14 protein-coding genes are annotated in these 15,363 nt (G+C 66.7%); 8 read left to right on the top strand and 6 right to left on the bottom strand.

Features of this window, described 5'->3' with window-relative positions; translation table 11 throughout:
- Position 1 precedes the first annotated feature (1 nt).
- Positions 2-1,348: an MFS transporter gene (locus MLGJGCBP_RS08130; protein WP_160094718.1), complete on the bottom strand. Its 1,347-nt coding sequence runs from the start codon at positions 1,346-1,348 to the stop codon at positions 2-4.
- Between the two features lie 160 nt (positions 1,349-1,508).
- Here MLGJGCBP_RS08130 and MLGJGCBP_RS08125 point away from each other — a divergent pair, with 160 nt between their 5' ends.
- Positions 1,509-2,570 carry a YihY/virulence factor BrkB family protein gene (locus MLGJGCBP_RS08125; protein WP_160094717.1) on the top strand — a complete coding sequence of 354 codons (1,062 nt, stop codon included), beginning with the start codon at positions 1,509-1,511 and terminating at the stop codon, positions 2,568-2,570.
- A gap of 40 nt (positions 2,571-2,610) precedes the next feature.
- Here MLGJGCBP_RS08125 and MLGJGCBP_RS08120 read toward each other — a convergent pair whose 3' ends face one another.
- Positions 2,611-4,116, bottom strand: a complete 1,506-nt coding sequence (locus MLGJGCBP_RS08120; protein ID WP_160094716.1) for a flavin-containing monooxygenase — start codon at positions 4,114-4,116, stop codon at positions 2,611-2,613.
- Positions 4,117-4,145: 29 nt separating this feature from the next.
- Positions 4,146-5,039, bottom strand: a complete 894-nt coding sequence (locus tag MLGJGCBP_RS08115) for an SDR family oxidoreductase (protein WP_160094715.1) — start codon at positions 5,037-5,039, stop codon at positions 4,146-4,148.
- 76 nt (positions 5,040-5,115) lie between these two features.
- Between MLGJGCBP_RS08115 and MLGJGCBP_RS08110 the strand changes: the two genes are divergently transcribed.
- From MLGJGCBP_RS08110 to MLGJGCBP_RS08080, 7 genes are all read left to right on the top strand, one after another.
- Positions 5,116-5,763: a TetR/AcrR family transcriptional regulator gene (locus MLGJGCBP_RS08110; RefSeq protein WP_160094714.1), complete on the top strand. Its 648-nt coding sequence runs from the start codon at positions 5,116-5,118 to the stop codon at positions 5,761-5,763.
- A gap of 94 nt (positions 5,764-5,857) precedes the next feature.
- A complete protein-coding gene (locus MLGJGCBP_RS08105; protein WP_160094713.1) occupies positions 5,858-7,129 on the top strand; it encodes a hypothetical protein in 1,272 nt (423 codons plus the stop codon).
- Positions 7,130-7,225: 96 nt separating this feature from the next.
- Positions 7,226-8,575 carry an MFS transporter gene (locus tag MLGJGCBP_RS08100; RefSeq protein WP_160094712.1) on the top strand — a complete coding sequence of 450 codons (1,350 nt, stop codon included), beginning with the start codon at positions 7,226-7,228 and terminating at the stop codon, positions 8,573-8,575.
- Positions 8,576-8,593: 18 nt separating this feature from the next.
- Positions 8,594-9,355, top strand: a complete 762-nt coding sequence (locus MLGJGCBP_RS08095; RefSeq protein ID WP_072936918.1) for an IclR family transcriptional regulator — start codon at positions 8,594-8,596, stop codon at positions 9,353-9,355.
- Positions 9,356-9,525: 170 nt separating this feature from the next.
- The gene (locus MLGJGCBP_RS08090; protein ID WP_160094711.1) at positions 9,526-11,259 is read left to right on the top strand and encodes an FAD-dependent oxidoreductase; all 1,734 of its coding nucleotides are present in this window, start codon (positions 9,526-9,528) and stop codon (positions 11,257-11,259) included.
- Position 11,260: 1 nt separating this feature from the next.
- Positions 11,261-11,569, top strand: a complete 309-nt coding sequence (locus MLGJGCBP_RS08085) for a YciI family protein (protein WP_160094710.1) — start codon at positions 11,261-11,263, stop codon at positions 11,567-11,569.
- Entirely contained in the window at positions 11,566-12,318 is a 753-nt protein-coding gene (locus MLGJGCBP_RS08080) for an SDR family NAD(P)-dependent oxidoreductase (RefSeq protein WP_160094709.1), read from the top strand. The genes MLGJGCBP_RS08085 and MLGJGCBP_RS08080 overlap by 4 nt, the downstream gene beginning before the upstream one ends.
- 5 nt (positions 12,319-12,323) lie before the next feature.
- Here the strand turns inward: MLGJGCBP_RS08080 and MLGJGCBP_RS08075 are convergent, their stop codons facing one another.
- The 3 genes from MLGJGCBP_RS08075 to MLGJGCBP_RS08065 form a co-directional block, all read right to left on the bottom strand.
- Positions 12,324-12,782 (bottom strand): hypothetical protein, encoded by a 459-nt coding sequence (locus MLGJGCBP_RS08075; protein ID WP_160094708.1) that lies wholly within the window; start codon positions 12,780-12,782, stop codon positions 12,324-12,326.
- 41 nt (positions 12,783-12,823) lie between these two features.
- On the bottom strand, positions 12,824-14,215 hold the full coding sequence (locus tag MLGJGCBP_RS08070; RefSeq protein ID WP_160094707.1) for an MFS transporter: 1,392 nt from the start codon (positions 14,213-14,215) through the stop codon (positions 12,824-12,826).
- 139 nt (positions 14,216-14,354) lie between these two features.
- Positions 14,355-15,281: a LysR family transcriptional regulator gene (locus tag MLGJGCBP_RS08065; protein ID WP_160094706.1), complete on the bottom strand. Its 927-nt coding sequence runs from the start codon at positions 15,279-15,281 to the stop codon at positions 14,355-14,357.
- Positions 15,282-15,363 lie beyond the last annotated feature (82 nt).

Genomic DNA, 15,363 nt, shown 5'->3' with positions numbered 1-15,363 from the left:
CTCAGTGGGTCGTCAGCGGTGCGTCCGCGGCGGTGCCTGCGGTGGTCTTCTCGAACCGCAGCCGCGACACGGCGATCCCGGCGAGGGCGAAGGATGCGGCGACCAGGATGTACAGCTGCGTGGGCGACCAGTCGCGGTCGAGGAGGGCGCCCGCGACAATCGGGGACGCGATGGCGCCGACGCGTCCGATGCCGATGCCCCAGCCGACTCCGGTGGCGCGGACGGCCGGGGAGTAGACGGACGGGGTGATCGCGTACAGCCCGGCGATGCAGCCGTTGGCGAAGACGCCGATGAGGGCGCCGAGCCCGAATGCGATGACGATGGATGCGGTGGCGGGGACGAAGACGACGAGGAGCACCCCGGCGATCGCCAGGTACGCGATGAGCACCCGCTTCAGGGCGAACCGCGCCGACAGCGCGCCGAGCAGGGTGGCGCCGAAGATGCCGCCGAGGTTGAGGAGCACACCGCCGGTGACGCCCTGGTTGGCGGACATGCCTGCCTCGACCAGCAGTTTCGGGGTCCAGCTGGTGACGAAGTAGAAGCCGAACATCGCCATGAAGAACGCGAACCACACCAGCAGGGTGCTGCGGCGCCGCTCCGGGGAGAGGAGTACGCGCACCGCGAATCCGGCATCCGCAGCGGCGGCGGCGCGCGGTGCGGGCAGTTCGTCGAGGGGCGGCTGACCGGCCCGTTGCGCGAACGCCTTGATCCGGTCGAGGGCGTTGGCCGGGCGACGGACGAGCAGGAAGTCGATCGATTCGGGGAGCCGCGCGTAGACGACGGGGATGATCACGGCCGTGCACAGACCGCCGAACAGGAACACCGAGCGCCAGCCGAGCGAGCTCTGCAGCACGACGGCGATGATGCCGCCGAGAGTGGCGCCGACGGCGTAGCCGGTGGAATTGAGGCTCACGGCCAGCCCGCGCCAACGGTTCGACGCGTACTCACTGGCAATGACGTTGCTGCTGGCGAGGATTCCGCCGATACCGACCCCGGTGAGCGCGCGGAGCAGGCCGAGTTGCATCGCGTTCTGGCTGACCGCCGACAGCAGCATGCCCGACGACGCCAGCGCCAGGCACAGCAGAATCATGGCCCGGCGACCGATGGTGTCTGCCCACGGCGCCAGAAACAGCGACCCCGCGGCCATGCCGAACAGTCCGGCGCTGAGCAGGAGGCCGACGACGGAGCCGGACAGATCCCACTCCTGCGACACCGACTGTGCAGTGAACGCCATGACGAGGACGTCGAAGCCGTCGAGCACGTTGAGTAGACCGCAGATGGCGATGGCGCCCCATTGGTAGCGCGTCATCGGACTGCTGTCGATGCGTTCGCGTAGGTCGAATTGCATGCGCGGGACCTGCTCTTCCTCGGAGATGGCCTGTGATGTGGCTCACGACCCATTTACCGTGGCGGACAGGTCACCCGTTTCCAACTCCGATTCCGAATGTCGGAAGACGAGGCCGGACGTGCGCAGTTTCCCCGAGTGGGCTTTCGGGTAGGCGTGACCGATGAATGACGATCAGCACGCCGAACCGGAACCAGACGATCCGCGCAAGCCGGATTCGCCTGCGGACCTGACGAAACCGTCCTGGTGGTACGTCGTCAGGAAGACGGCGCACGAGTTCACGCGCGATCAGTGCACTGACCTGGCGGCTGCCCTGACGTACTACGCGGTCCTCTCGCTGTTCCCCGCGCTGCTGGCGCTGGTGTCACTGCTGGGGGTGTTCGGGCAGGGGCAGCGCACCACTGATGCCGTGCTGCAGATGGTCGACGATCTCGGGCCGTCCTCGGCGGTGGACACGTTGCGCGACCCCATCGCGCAACTGGTCGAGACTCCGACCGCGGGAATGGCACTGGTTCTCGGTCTGCTGGGAGCGGTGTGGTCGGCGTCCGGCTACATCGGGGCGTTCGGACGTGCCATGAACCGCATGTACGAAGTCGAGGAGGGGCGTCCCGTCTGGAAGCTGCGGCCGTTGATGCTGGCCGTCACCGTGGCCGGTCTGGTCCTGGTGGCGACCGCCGCGGCGATGCTCGCCCTGAGTGGTCCCGTCGCACGCTCGGTGGGTGACGCGTTCGGATTCGGCGACACCGCGCTGACGGTCTGGAACATCGCCCGCTGGCCGTTCGTCCTCGGCGTCGTCGTGGTGGCGGTGGCCATCCTCTACTACGTCACGCCCAACGTGAAGCAACCGAAGTTCCGCTGGATCAGTGCCGGCGCGTTTCTCGCCATCGTGACGTGGATCCTGGCGTCGGTCGTGTTCGGTCTGTACGTCGCCAACTTCGGCAGCTACAACAAGACGTACGGGTCCCTGGCCGGTGTGATCGTGTTCCTGCTCTGGCTCTGGATCACCAACCTGGCGTTGCTGTTCGGTGCCGAACTGGATGCCGAACTCGAACGCGGACGCGAATTGCAGGCCGGCATGCCGGCCGAGGACGAACTGCAACTCCCGCCTCGCGACACCCGGGTCTCCGACAAGAACGCCGAGAAGTATGAGCAGTACGTGCAGCAGGGCAGGGCTTTACGCGAAAGTGACGGCGGCACGTCCGACCTCGACGAGGTGCAGCGGTGACTGCCCTCCGGGCCCGTGAGTACTTGTTAACCGCCGGCGGTTAACAAGTACTCACGGGCGCGAAGCGCATAGCGTCGTCGACGATCTTGCCGTGCCGCAGTGTGACCAGGTCGCGGAAGTAGTTCATCCGCAGCCGCCACGGCGCCTTCGAGCCTTGCTTCGGGAACGACTCCACCGACCGCAGCACGTAGCCGGCGGCGAAGTCGAGGAACGGCTCCTCGTCGACCGCGCTGTCCCGCTCCGGGGAGCACTGGGTGAATCCGTTCGCGTCCATGTGCGCGAGCAACCGGCAGACGTATTCGCACACCAGGTCGGCCTTCAGTGTCCAGGACGCGTTGGTGTAGCCGATGACGAACGCGAAGTTGGGTACCCCGCTGAGCATCATCCCCTTATATGCCATGGTCTCGGTGAGGTCGATGTCGCGGCCGTCGACGGCGAGTGTCATCCCGCCGAACGCGAGCAGGTTCAAACCTGTTGCGGTGACGACGACGTCGGCGCGCAGCTCGTCGCCGGACTTCAGCGTGATTCCGGTTTCGGTGAAGGTGTCGATGTGATCGGTCACGATCGATACCTCGTCGTTGCGGATGGAGCGGAACAGATCCCCGTTGGGCACGAGGCACAGTCGCTGATCCCACGGGTTGTAGCGGGGCGTGAAGTGCTTGTCGATGTCGTAGCCCTTCGGCAGCCACTTCTCCTGCAGTTGCCGGATGCGGCCCTTCATGAATTCCGGGTACCGCTGGCACAGTTGGTAGATCGCCGTCGCCACCGACGCGTTCTTGAGTCGTGTCAGCGCGTAGGCGAGCCGCGTGGGCAGGTGGCGCCGCAACTTGTTGGCCAGCTTATCCTTGGCCGGCATCGAGATGATGTACGTGGGCGAGCGCTGCAGCATGGTCACGTGCGCGGCCTCGGCGGCCATCGACGGTGCCAGCGTCACCGCGGTGGCCCCGCTTCCGATGATGACCACCCGCTTACCGGCGTAGTCGAGGGCCTCGGGCCACGTCTGCGGGTGCACGACCTGCCCGGCGAACCGGTCGATGCCCGGGAACTCGGGGGTGTAGCCCTCGTCGTAGCGGTAGTACCCGCTGCAGGACATCAGGAAATCGGCGGTGAACCGGACCGTCTCACCGGTGTCGGTGCGCTCGGCGTCGATCGTCCAACAGGCGTCCGCGGTCGACCACTCGGCGCGAACGACCCTGTGCCGAAACCTGATGTTTCGGTCGATCCCGTGCTCGGCCGCCGTGTCCTTGACGTACTCGAGGATCGAGGGACCGTCGGCGATCGACTTGTCGTTCTCCCACGGCCGGAAGCGGTAGCCCAGCGTGTACATGTCGGAGTCGGACCGAATGCCGGGGTAGCGGAACAGGTCCCACGTTCCGCCGATCGACTCGCGGCTCTCCAGGATTGCGTAGGTCCGGCCGGGGAAGCGGTCCTGCAGGTGGTACGCGGCACCGATCCCGGACAGTCCGGCCCCGATGATCAGCACGTCGAGATGTTCGACGGGAGCCTTCGCGTCGGTGGTGTCGGCGGCGGTATCGGTGTGTGACATGAACACTCTCTCGCTGGGTGGGACGGGGGCTACTTCGGGTCTACGGCGACGTCGTCGAGAGCGACATTACGTGCGCTGGTGGAGCGGCCGAGTTTCGCGACCTCTTCGTCCATCAGCGGAAGAATGCGGGGGACGTGGGGCAGCAGGCTGCGATCCCCGATAGACGACGTCACCACTGCCTTCAGCCAACCGACGAGTCCCACCCACCGCGGCACGTAGACCCGGCGCTTGCGCCCGGTAAGGCCGTCCACGAACGCGTCGACGCACGAGTCCACCGACGTCGTCTTGCCGAGCGGTCCCGGCAGGACGGCGAGAAGTTGGTTGAACGCGGTGAGGTCGGCTTTCGCGTCCTGAACGAGCGGGGTGTCGATCCACGACATGTGAGCGGAGCCCACGGTGACGCCGCGGTGCGCGACCTCGAGGCGCAGGGTGTTGGCGAAATGCTCGATGCCGGCTTTGCTCGCGTTGTAGGCGGCCAGACCGGGTGCGGGCGCGAATGCGGCGAGCGACGAGACGACCAGGATGTAGCCCTTTCGCTCGATCACGGAGGGCAGTGCGGCCCGGACGGTGTGGAAGACGCCGAGGACGTTGATGTCGATGACCCGCTTGAATGTGGCTGGATCGACGTGCATGACCGAGCCGTAGCTGGCGATGCCGGCGTTCGCGAGGACGAGGTCGATGCCGCCGAACTTCGCGACTCCGGCGTCGACGGCCTTCTGCATGGCGGGTAGTTCGCAGACGTCGGCGGCGACGCCGAGCGCGACGTCGTCACCGAGTTCAGCGGCGAGGGCTTTCAGCGGTTCGGCGTCCAGGTCGATCAGGATCAGTTTGACGCCCTTGCGGGCCAGGGCGCGGGACGTTTCGGCTCCGATGCCACGCGCGGCGCCGGTGACGAGTGCGACTTTATTCCTGAGCGTGGGCATGCGATCTCCTGGCGTGTGATCTGGCACCGTTCAGTGTCAGTTTGTATCTGGAACTGTGCGGTGTCAATATTGGGGAGTGAGTTCGCCCAGGCTCGACGGGACGGGCCGCACCTACCGCGGTGCGGGCCCGCGCCAGCGTCAGGAGGAGCGCCGCGCACGCCTCGTCGACGCCGCCGTCGAAGTGTTCGGGACCAGCGGATACCGGTCCGCCACGGTCGAGAAGATCTGCGCGACCGCCGGGCTCACCAAGCGCTACTTCTACGAGTCGTTCGACGACAGCGAGGCCCTGCTGCTGGCGGCGTACGCGAGCGTGACCGACCGTCTCCGGGACAGCGTCCTGCGCGGCGCGGCGGACGGGGGCGCCGATCTGGACGCCAGGGTGCGCGGGGCCCTGACCGCGTTCTTCCGGTCCGTCGCGGACGACCCGCGGATCCCGCGGATCGCATTCCAGGAGGTCCTCGGCGTCGGTCCGGAGGTTGACAACGCCTATCGCCGCGTCACTCGGTCGTTCGTGGACGCCGTGCTCGTCGTCATCGGTCCGGCCGTCGACCGCACCGCGTTCCCCGACCCTCACCTCCGCACCCTCGCGACCGGCCTGGTCGGAGCGGTCCTGATGATCGCCCAGCAGTGGGTGCTGTCGGAGAACCGTCAGCCGATCGAGACGGTCATCGCCAGCGCGCACACCATTCTCTCGGCCGTCCTGGGTGAACTCGGCCCCACGTGAGTGGCGTCGTGTGCCGGGGCACTCTTTAGCACTCACGTGGGGGAATCCAGGGAAAACCCGGACGCCATCACATATATGTTGTTAAATACCTGACATGCCCGGTGCTGTGCACTGCCAATCACCTCGGGTCCGCAACACGACGATCCGCGGGGTGCTCGTCGCGTTGCTCGGGGTCCTCGCGTTGACCGGTCCGGCGCCGAATGTCGCGCACGCCGCCGGCTACGCGGGCCTCCTCGACATCACGCCCGCGAACGCGGCGGCGGAGTCGATCGGCGGGCTCGACCCCCGGCTACCCACCGACTCCGCCGCACTCGGTGCCGCGCTGTCCGCCGCCCGCTCCGACGGCGTCGCGCCGACAAGGTATTCCGCTCTGCTGCAGCAATATTGGCTGGCGCGAGGATCCGAGGCGTCCGGCATCGACCTGGCCGGATGGGATCCGAACGCCGGGTTGATCGCCAACGCGGAGGTGGTCGACCGGGTCTACGAGAACTACGGCCGGTATCAACTCCAAAGCGCCGAGCTCTACTGGTCCGGAATGGCCGGGCTGGCGGGCGGCTCGTTCGCCGCCGGCTTCTGGGACCTCGACCTCGGCCGGACCGTGCTCGGAGTCGACGCCGTCCACACGCTCGGCAACGCTGTCGCGTCCACGGTCCGCGGACTGCCCGGCGAGGCTACGACGCTCCTGCCCCCGGACCCGAGAACTCTCGCCACCGTCGGTCCGGCGATGACGGCGGGCGACCTGGACTGGTACCAGAAACGCCTGCTGATGATGCAGAAACACATCTACTTCGACATGGTGCCCATGCACGAGGCGTACCTGAACGACGGCAGGGGCGCCGTCGAGGAGATGGCCGCCGCGGGACTGCTCGACGTGAACGCCGAGATCGCCTGGAACGGCATCTTCTCCGGCACCCCGGCGGGATACGCGGACGCCCTGTTCCGGATGGCGTCGCGTGAGCAGAACCAGATCATCGCCGACCAGTGGGACGTCACGGCGGCGGCGCGCGACGGTGTCGGCCGGGCGCTCACCTACGCCACCACGCTCGCGGCGCAGCCCTCGGTCCCGGGCGCGCGGGCACCGGGGCAGGTCGCGCCGATGTCGGTGACGGGCGACGTCAACGGCTCGGACTACCGTCTGCGGACACCCTTGCCCGGTTTCAACTGGGCCGACCGTGAACCGCGCTGGCAGTACATCGTCAGCGACATCGCGTCGTCCTACCAGCGGCTCGCCGAGGGGCGTCCGGGCGAATTGCGGGCTCTGCTCGCAATCCCGTTCCGCGACTTCGTCGAAAGCCAGCGGGTGCTGCGGCGAGTGCCGGACCTCGCCCGCGACATGAGTACCGGCTGGGAGTTGTCCCCGGCGTAGCGCCGGCTTTCCAATGGATGGATGTGACGTTGCGGACGCGGGGTCGTGGTTGGCACGTTGAGTCACACCACGCCAGGCCCGATCGCAGGAGAGTCGATGAACGTATCCGCCGTGACGCACGACAGCCCGACGTGCGAGACACCCGCCGTCACGAAGACGCCGAAGAAGGCGGCGCTCGCGTCGTTCCTCGGGAGTGCGCTCGAGTACTACGACTTCTTCATCTACGGGTCCGCCGCCGCCCTCGTCTTCGGGCACACGTTCTTCCCGGCCGGCAACGACGCGATCGGCACGGTCGCCGCGCTCGCGACGTTCGGCGTCGGCTACGTGGCCCGCCCGGTCGGCGGAATCGTGCTGGGCCACTTCGGTGACAAGCTGGGGCGCAAGAAGATTCTGCTGCTGACGCTGCTCATCATGGGCCTGTCGAGTCTCGCGATCGGATTCCTGCCCACCTACGAGCAGATCGGCATCGCCGCCCCGATCCTGCTCGTCCTGTGCCGCCTCGCGCAGGGGTTCTCCGCGGGCGGTGAGGCGGCAGGCGCCAGCACGCTCACGCTCGAGCACTCACCCGAGGGGCGGCGGGCGTTCTTCACCAGTTTCACGATGACCGGCTACGCGGCCGGGATGGTGCTCGCGACCCTCGTGTTCATCCCGGTGGCCGCGCTGCCGAAGGATCAACTCGACAGCTGGGGCTGGCGAATCCCGTTCTGGTGCAGCGCCGTGATGCTCGTCGTCGCCTACTTCGTGCGCACCAAGCTCGACGAGACCCCGGTGTTCGAAGAGTCGCGCGAGCACGCGGAAGTGCAGAAACTGCCCGTCGTCACCGTCGTGACCACCCAGTGGCGGGACGTCCTGCGGATTGCCCTGTGCTCGCTGTTCGCGGTCGGGCAGACGGTGTTCACCGTCTTCGGGCTCGCCTACGCCACCGGACCCGACGTCGGCATCGACCGCAGCACGATGCTGTGGGCGTCGTCGGCGTCGATCGCGGGTTCCATCGTCGCGATACCGCTGCTCGCCAAGCTGTCGGACCGCGTCGGACGCCGCCCCGTGTGGATCACCGGCACCCTCGGATGCGCCGTGACGATCTTCGGATACTTCTGGGCCATCTCGGTCGGCTCCGTTCCGCTGATCTTCCTCGCCGCGCTGCTCACGATGACGCTGTTCTACTCGATGGTGAACGGCCTGTGGCCGAGCTTCTTTACCGAGATGTTCGCTGCGCCCGTGCGCTATTCCGGTTTCGCCGTCGGCACGCAGATCGGTTTCCTCATCGCCGGTTTCGCCCCGGCGATCGGCTGGGCGCTGCTGGGCACCGGGGTGAACGCGTGGGTCCCGGTCGCGGTGTTCACGGCGCTGTGCATGCTGATCTCGTCGGTCGCAGCCTTCACCGCCCGCGAGACGTACCGGGTGCCGCTGGCCGAACTCGGGCTACCGTCGACCTCGCGGGAGTAGCCGGAGGACAATATGGCGATGTCACGGACACCGACAGGAGAATCGGTCACTGCCCGCGTGGTGAGGGTCTTGTCTTCCTTCGACGCGGACACACCGTCCCTGTCGGTGTCCGACATCGCGCGCCGGTCCGACCTCCCCGTCGCGACGGCGCACCGCATCGTCGGCGAACTCGTGAAGTTCCGCCTCCTCGAGCGCAACGACACCCGGATCAGCATCGGGGTCCGGATGTGGGAGCTAGGGTCCCGCGGTTCGCACACGCTCAGCCTGCGCGAGGCCGCGATGCCGTTCATGGAAGACGTGAACGCCGCGATCAAACAACACACCCAGCTGGGCGTCCTCGACGGCAACGAGGTGCTGTTCGTCGAACGGCTCTCCACCCGCGGGTCCGTCGTCAACGTCACCAAGATCGCCGGACGGCTGCCGGTGCACGCCTGCTCGTCCGGTCTGGTCCTGATGGCGAACGCCTCCCGCGACGTGCAGGACGAACTGCTGTCGCAGCCGCTCGAACGGTACACCGACGCCACCGTCACCGATCCCGACCAGATGCGGCGTCTCCTCGCCGAGGTGCGGCACCAGCACTTCGCGGTCGCTGCCGGTCTCATCACCCCGGGCGCGACGGGAGTCGCTGTGCCCGTGCGGGACAGCGACGGTGGCCGGGTGATCGCCGCCCTGTCCGTCGTCATCCCGCACGATCAGGCGAACCCGCAGTCGGTGGTGGCGGCGCTGACGACGGCGTCGCGCGGCATCACCCGGGCGATGACGCGCGGATCGCGGCACTGACAGAAACCTTTCCATCCATTGGAGTCGGGCTGTGACCCGAGTCTCGGCTCGACCAGAGTGGGTGACACGAACACACCGTCACCGATCGCGCACTGCGCCTCGAAACATGCTGCACAGCATCGTCTTCGCGCACCACGATCGAGTGCCGACTCTCCAGGGAAGGTCCACACATGAGCTCGAAATCCGTCAAATGCGACCTGTTGGTCATCGGGTCCGGGGCCGCGGGCATGGCCGCCGCGCTCAAGGCCGCGAGCGAAGGCCACAGCGTCATCGTCGCCGAGAAGTCGCAGTGGCTCGGCGGCACCACCGCCATCTCGGGCGGCTGGGCGTGGGTGCCGGGCAACAAGCAGGGCGTCGCGCAGGGCGATACCCGTCACGAGATCGAAACCTACATCCGGGCACTCGCCAAGGACTGCTACAAGGCCGAGATGGTCGACACCTTCCTCGACGAGGTCCCCGAGGCGATCGACTGGCTCGAACGCGACACCGACGTCGAATTCGTCTATCCGGAAATGGCCCCGGACTACCAGATGGACGCCCCGGGCGCGAAGCCGTCGGGGCGCGCGATCTCCGGCAAGGTCGTAGACGCGCGCACCCTCGGCGAAAATCGGCTCCGGTTGCGCCCCTACCTCGACACGTACACCGTCTTCGGTTACATGCCCGAGGTCGGACCCGACATCGCGCAGTTCCTGCACGCCAACCAGTCGTTGAAATCGTTTGCCTACGTGTCGAAGAAGCTCCTCAAGACGTGGGTCGAGACGGTGCTCTGCCGCCGGTCGTTCGACCGGACCAACGGCAATTCACTGATGGTGCGGATGGTGTCGTCCGCCGCGAAGCTCGGCATTCGGATGTGGACCGAGACACCCGTCACGAAGATCCTGCAATCGGAGAACGGGGTCGTCAGCGGTGCCGTGCTCGGGGGCGTGCACGCGGGAACGGTGGAGGCGCGGCTCGGCGTCGTCATCGCGGCGGGCGGCTACTCCTCGGACGCGGCCCTTCGCGCCGAGTACTGGGGTCATGATCCGCACGGCGACAACCACTTCACGCCGACGGTCGGGCACGACGGCGACAATGTACGGCTGGCCGCGCCGCTCGGCGGGCACGTCGACACCGACGTCCACGAGCCGGCCGCCTGGGCCCCGGTCACGGTGTTCACCGGGCTGCGCGGACAGCAGCGGATCTTCCCGCACCTGCGGGCGTTCGGGCTCCCGGGACTGATCGCCGTGAACCGCAAGGGCGAACGCTTCGCCAACGAGTCGAGCTCGTACCACGACTTCGGCATGGCGATGATTCAGGAGAACGCCGGCCAGGACGAGACTTTCGGCTACATCATCGCCGACTCGAAAGCCATGAACAAGTACGGAATCGGCTACGCGAAGCCGTGGCCCATCCCGCAAGGCTATTTCAAGAAGACCGGATTCCTCCACAAGGCCGACACGGTCGAGAAACTCGCCCGCAAGATCGGTGTCGACGCCGCCGGGCTGAAGAAGACCCTGTCCGAGTTCAACGCGGGCGCCGCCGAGGGGGAGGACCCGAAATTCAATCGCGGATCCAACTGGTTCCACCACTTCAAGGGCGACATGGAGCACCAGCCAAACCCGAACCTCGAGCCGCTCGACAAGGGACCGTACTACGCGGCGAAGATCGAGATGGGCGACCTCGGCGCCTACTCCGGCCTCGCCGTCGACCGGCACAGTCAGGTCCTCGACGACGACAACCAGCCGATCCCGGGTCTCTTCGCGGCCGGTTCCGCGGCGGTCAGCATCTTCGGCGGCGGATACCCGGGCTACGGCGCCAACATCGGGCCCGCCCTCGTCTTCGGATACACCATCGGCCGGGACGCCGAGGTCCTCGCGTCGCTGCGCAGCGAATCCGCCACACCGACCGTCCTGGAAGAGGTCTGACGTGCCGTTCTACCTCGTCCGCTACGCCTACACCGGCGACACCGCCGGCCGGGACACGCACCGACCCGCACACAAGAATCACCTGCAGGCCGCCGCGGACCGCGGACTGATCCTCGGATCCGGGCCGTTCGCGGCAGGAGAAGATCCCGGCGCCGCCATGGTCTACGCGGCCGCGGACCGGCAGGACGTCGTCGACATCGTCGAGGGCGACCCGTTCACGAAACACGGGCACGTCGCGTCGTACGACATCACCGAATGGATTCCGATGATCGGTCCGTGGGCCGTCGCAGCAGCAGGAGGCAGGTCATGACAGGTCGGGTGGCAGGGAAGGTCGCCGTCGTCACGGGGGCGAATGGCGATCTGGGCGGTGCGACCGCCCGGATGCTCGCCAGGGAGGGCGCGCGGGTCGCCGCGCTCGACCTGAAACTTCCGGACAAGCCGTGGGATTCGAAGGCGATCACGCCGTTCGCCGTCGACGTCACCGAAGAGACCAGCGTCGCCCACACCGTCGCCGCGATCGTCGAGACCGTCGGCGTCCCCGACGTTCTCGTCAACTGCGCCGGCATCATCGGCAGGCCCGCACCGTCACACGAGGCGTCGGTCGCCGAGTTCGACCAGATCTTCGACGTCAACGTCAAGGGTGTCTGGTTGATGACCAAACACGTGGTGCCCCACATGATCGGGAGGAAGAAGGGCAGCATCGTGAACTTCTCGTCGATCCACGGGCTGACCGGAGGTTCCAATGTCCCGCTGTATCACGCGTCGAAGGGCGCGGTGCGGCTGCTGAGCAAATCCGACGCCGTCACGTACGGGCCGGACGGGATTCGCGTCAACTCGATCCACCCCGGGTCGATGCGAACGGCGATGAGCCGGAGGTCGGCGGAGGGCAGTGCGCTCGGGCCGGAGGAGTACTACCGCCAACTCGTGTCGGGCAACCCCCTTCCGCGGCAGGGTGAACCCGACGAGATCGCGTACGGGGTGCTCTACCTCGCCTCGGACGAGTCCGGCTTCACCACCGGCACCGAACTCGTCGTCGACGGTGGTTACACAGCGCACTGACGCCGTCAGCCGAAATGCCGCGCCAGACGCCGGTGCCGGTGCCCGAAGAACGCGCCCAGGACGCGGGCGAGCACCGGCGTCAGCGGCACCAGCGGAAGCCTCGGCTCGAATGTGATCCGGTCGTGGACGCCGGTGCTGCCGTCGTCGAACGGCCGGAGCGTGCGTTCGTGCTCCCACCGTCGCATGCTGAGCATCGTCGACTTCTCGTGGAACCGCAGGCCCGGTTCCAGCTCCGCAATGGTCAGATCGTCGTAGTCGAACGGGACCAGCCCGAACAGTCGCAGCCACGCCCGCCCGAGCGGTTCACCGACCGCGACCGAGTCGATGGTGATCGACTCCTGACGGCGCGGGATGCTCATCGTCATCCACGGACGCATCTCGTCGTTGATCCCCTCCGGGGCGACGACCCTCGCCCACACCTGCCCGATCGGCGCGCCGACGACCGAGCTGCGTTCGATGATCACCGTCCCATCATCGTCGCGTCGCGCGACGGGGTGCAACGGGTTCAGTGCTGACGCAGGGCGCGCTTGCGGTCGGCGCGGGCCTGCATCTCGGCGAGGTCGAGGCGCTTGATCGGGCCGACGACGAAGATGTACGAGACGACGGTCAGCAGTGCGCACACACCCACGTAGACGAGGGCGAGTTCGAAGGAGCCGTAGCTGTCGACGATGTAGCCGATGACGATCGGTGTGGTGATGCTGGCGACCGATCCGAAGGTGTTGAAGACGCCGCCGCCGAGGCCGGAGATTTCCTTCGGCGAGATGTCGGCCATGACGGCCCAGCCGAGCGCGCCGAGGCCCTTGCCGAAGAAGGACACGCACATCAGGACGACGACGAGCCAGGAGGCGTCGACGAAGTTGCAGCCGATGATCGCGGTGGCGAGCAGCAAACCGGTGATGATCGGGGTCTTGCGAGCCCTGGTCAGGGACCAGCCCAGGCGCAGCAGCGCATCCGAGATCAGGCCACCGCTGATGCCGCCGGCGAAACCGCAGATCGCGGGGAGGACGGCGATGAAGCCCGCCTCGAGGATGCTCATGCCTCGTTCCTGGACGAGGTAGACCGGGAACCAGGTGAGGAAGAACCAGGTGATGGTGGTGATGAAGAACTGGCCGACGAACACGCCGAGTGTCATCCGGTTGGTCAGCAGGAGTTTCATGTAGCGAAGCTGATCGGATCCGGCCTGCTGTTTCTGGCCGGGCTGGTCCATGTCGACCAGCGCGCCACCGGCTTCGATGTACTCGAATTCGGGCTTCTTCAGGCGCGGGTGCCTGCGGGGGCTGTAAATGACCTTCGTCCAGATCAATCCGAGGGCGATGCCGATGCCACCGATGACGGTGAAGACGTGCTCCCAGCCCATGGCGGTGACGAGCCACCCCATGATCGGGGCGAAGACGACGGTCGAGAAGTACTGCGCGGAGTTGAAGATCGAGGCGGCGGTCCCGCGCTCCTTGGCCGGGAACCAGGCGGAGACGATCTTGGAATTGCCGGGGAAGGCAGGGGATTCGGTGAGCCCGACAAGGAAGCGGAGGGCGACCAGCAGACCCACCGCGGTGCCCATGCTGAAGCTCCCGAGGAATCCTTGCAGGACGGTGAAGGTCGACCAGGTCACGATCGCCCAGCCGTACACCTTCTTCGCGCCGTACCGGTCGAGAAGCCAGCCGCCCGGAATCTGCCCGATCAGGTACGCCCACCCGAAGGCGGAGAAGATGTACCCGAGGGTGACCGAGCTGATACCGAATTCGTCCTGGATCGAGTCGCCGGCGATCGAGATGGTCGCGCGGTCCGCGTAGTTGATCACGGTCACCGCGAAGATCATCGCCAGGATCGTGTATCGGACCTTGCCGATCTTCAAGGTCGAGGCGATGGTCGACTCTTCAACCGATCGACTGAGTGTCATGACTGAGGGCTCCTTCGGAGGGGCGTGAAGAATGGTGCCGGCGAATCGACCGTGTCGTGAGTCACATCCGCGAATGAACCGAATGTACAGACGCCGACGTATGCGCGTCCAAGCCCGAAATCGCATCAAGTCATCCAAGTTAGGTATCGGACGCGGTGGCTTGCGGAGCCGGGTCCACGGGCGTCTCGGCAACCAACTTCGCGAGCAGGCGCGCCAGGGCCGGATTCTCGTTGTCGATCCGCCACACCAGGTCCAACTCGACCTGGGCGGGACGCGGGGTGGTCAACGGTCGGTACGTGACACCGTCGAAGTGCATCTTGCTCGCCGATTCCGGCACGAGGGCGAGACCCCAGCCGAGATTGACCAGGGCGAGCATGCTGTGGAACTGGTGCATGTACTGGACGACGACGGGGGCAACCGAGGCCTCGTGGAACACCGAAGACAGCAGTTCGAAGAAGTACCGCGACTCGATGGGCGTGTACATCACTACGTCGACCCCGTGCAGGTCGGTGACGTCGACGGGCCTGGTCAGGCCGGCCAACTCGTGCTCGATGGGAATGGCGACGACGAGCGGTTCGCGCAGCAGCGGGTGTGAGGCCAGGTCGGGCCGCGTTAACGGTGGACGGACCAGGCCCAGGTCCAGCGAGCCCTCCGACAGCGCCTCGAGCTGATCCATGGTCACCAACTCCCGTAGTTCGACCTCGACGTCCTCGATGGTCGCCTGGGCGGATGTCAGCACGGTCTCGAGGCCCGAGTAGACGCTGCCGCCCGTGAATCCGACCCGGAGAATGCCCGTCCGGCCCTGGGACGTCTTGCGCACGGACAGCGCGACACGCTCGGACTGTTGCAGCAGTCTGCGAGCATCGGCCAGGAACGCCTTGCCCGCAGGAGTGAGTTTGACCGCCCGGCTCGAGCGGTCGAAGAGCAGGACATCGAGGTCCTTCTCGAGGAGCTGGATCTGCCGGCTCAGCGGTGGCTGAGTCATGCGCAGCCGATTCGCGGCCCGCCCGAAGTGCATTTCCTCGGCGACGGCCACGAATTGCGTCAGCTGATTGAGAGAAAACATCCGATACCTTTCTTGTATCAAATGATTCTTAAGAAGTGTTGGACTTGAATAGTACCTAGTTCCTAGCCTTGTGGATCAGTGC

It is taken from the genome of Rhodococcus sp. T7, assembly GCF_009872365.1.
Classification (GTDB): Bacteria; Actinomycetota; Actinomycetes; order Mycobacteriales; family Mycobacteriaceae; genus Rhodococcus_F.
This window is presented reverse-complemented; position numbering and strand designations above follow the sequence as displayed.

Excerpts from the sequence above, each read along its gene's own strand:
- MLGJGCBP_RS08065 (WP_160094706.1), bottom strand. The coding sequence starts at position 15,281 with ATGTTTTCTCTCAATCAGCTGACGCAATTCGTGGCCGTCGCCGAGGAA.
- MLGJGCBP_RS08070 (WP_160094707.1), bottom strand. The coding sequence starts at position 14,215 with ATGACACTCAGTCGATCGGTTGAAGAGTCGACCATCGCCTCGACCTTG.
- MLGJGCBP_RS08080 (WP_160094709.1), top strand. The coding sequence starts at position 11,566 with ATGACAGGTCGGGTGGCAGGGAAGGTCGCCGTCGTCACGGGGGCGAAT.
- MLGJGCBP_RS08120 (WP_160094716.1), bottom strand. The coding sequence starts at position 4,116 with ATGTCACACACCGATACCGCCGCCGACACCACCGACGCGAAGGCTCCC.
- MLGJGCBP_RS08130 (WP_160094718.1), bottom strand. The coding sequence starts at position 1,348 with ATGCAATTCGACCTACGCGAACGCATCGACAGCAGTCCGATGACGCGC.
- MLGJGCBP_RS08125 (WP_160094717.1), top strand. The coding sequence starts at position 1,509 with ATGAATGACGATCAGCACGCCGAACCGGAACCAGACGATCCGCGCAAG.
- MLGJGCBP_RS08090 (WP_160094711.1), top strand. The coding sequence starts at position 9,526 with ATGAGCTCGAAATCCGTCAAATGCGACCTGTTGGTCATCGGGTCCGGG.
- MLGJGCBP_RS08105 (WP_160094713.1), top strand. The coding sequence starts at position 5,858 with ATGCCCGGTGCTGTGCACTGCCAATCACCTCGGGTCCGCAACACGACG.
- MLGJGCBP_RS08115 (WP_160094715.1), bottom strand. The coding sequence starts at position 5,039 with ATGCCCACGCTCAGGAATAAAGTCGCACTCGTCACCGGCGCCGCGCGT.
- MLGJGCBP_RS08100 (WP_160094712.1), top strand. The coding sequence starts at position 7,226 with ATGAACGTATCCGCCGTGACGCACGACAGCCCGACGTGCGAGACACCC.
- MLGJGCBP_RS08095 (WP_072936918.1), top strand. The coding sequence starts at position 8,594 with ATGTCACGGACACCGACAGGAGAATCGGTCACTGCCCGCGTGGTGAGG.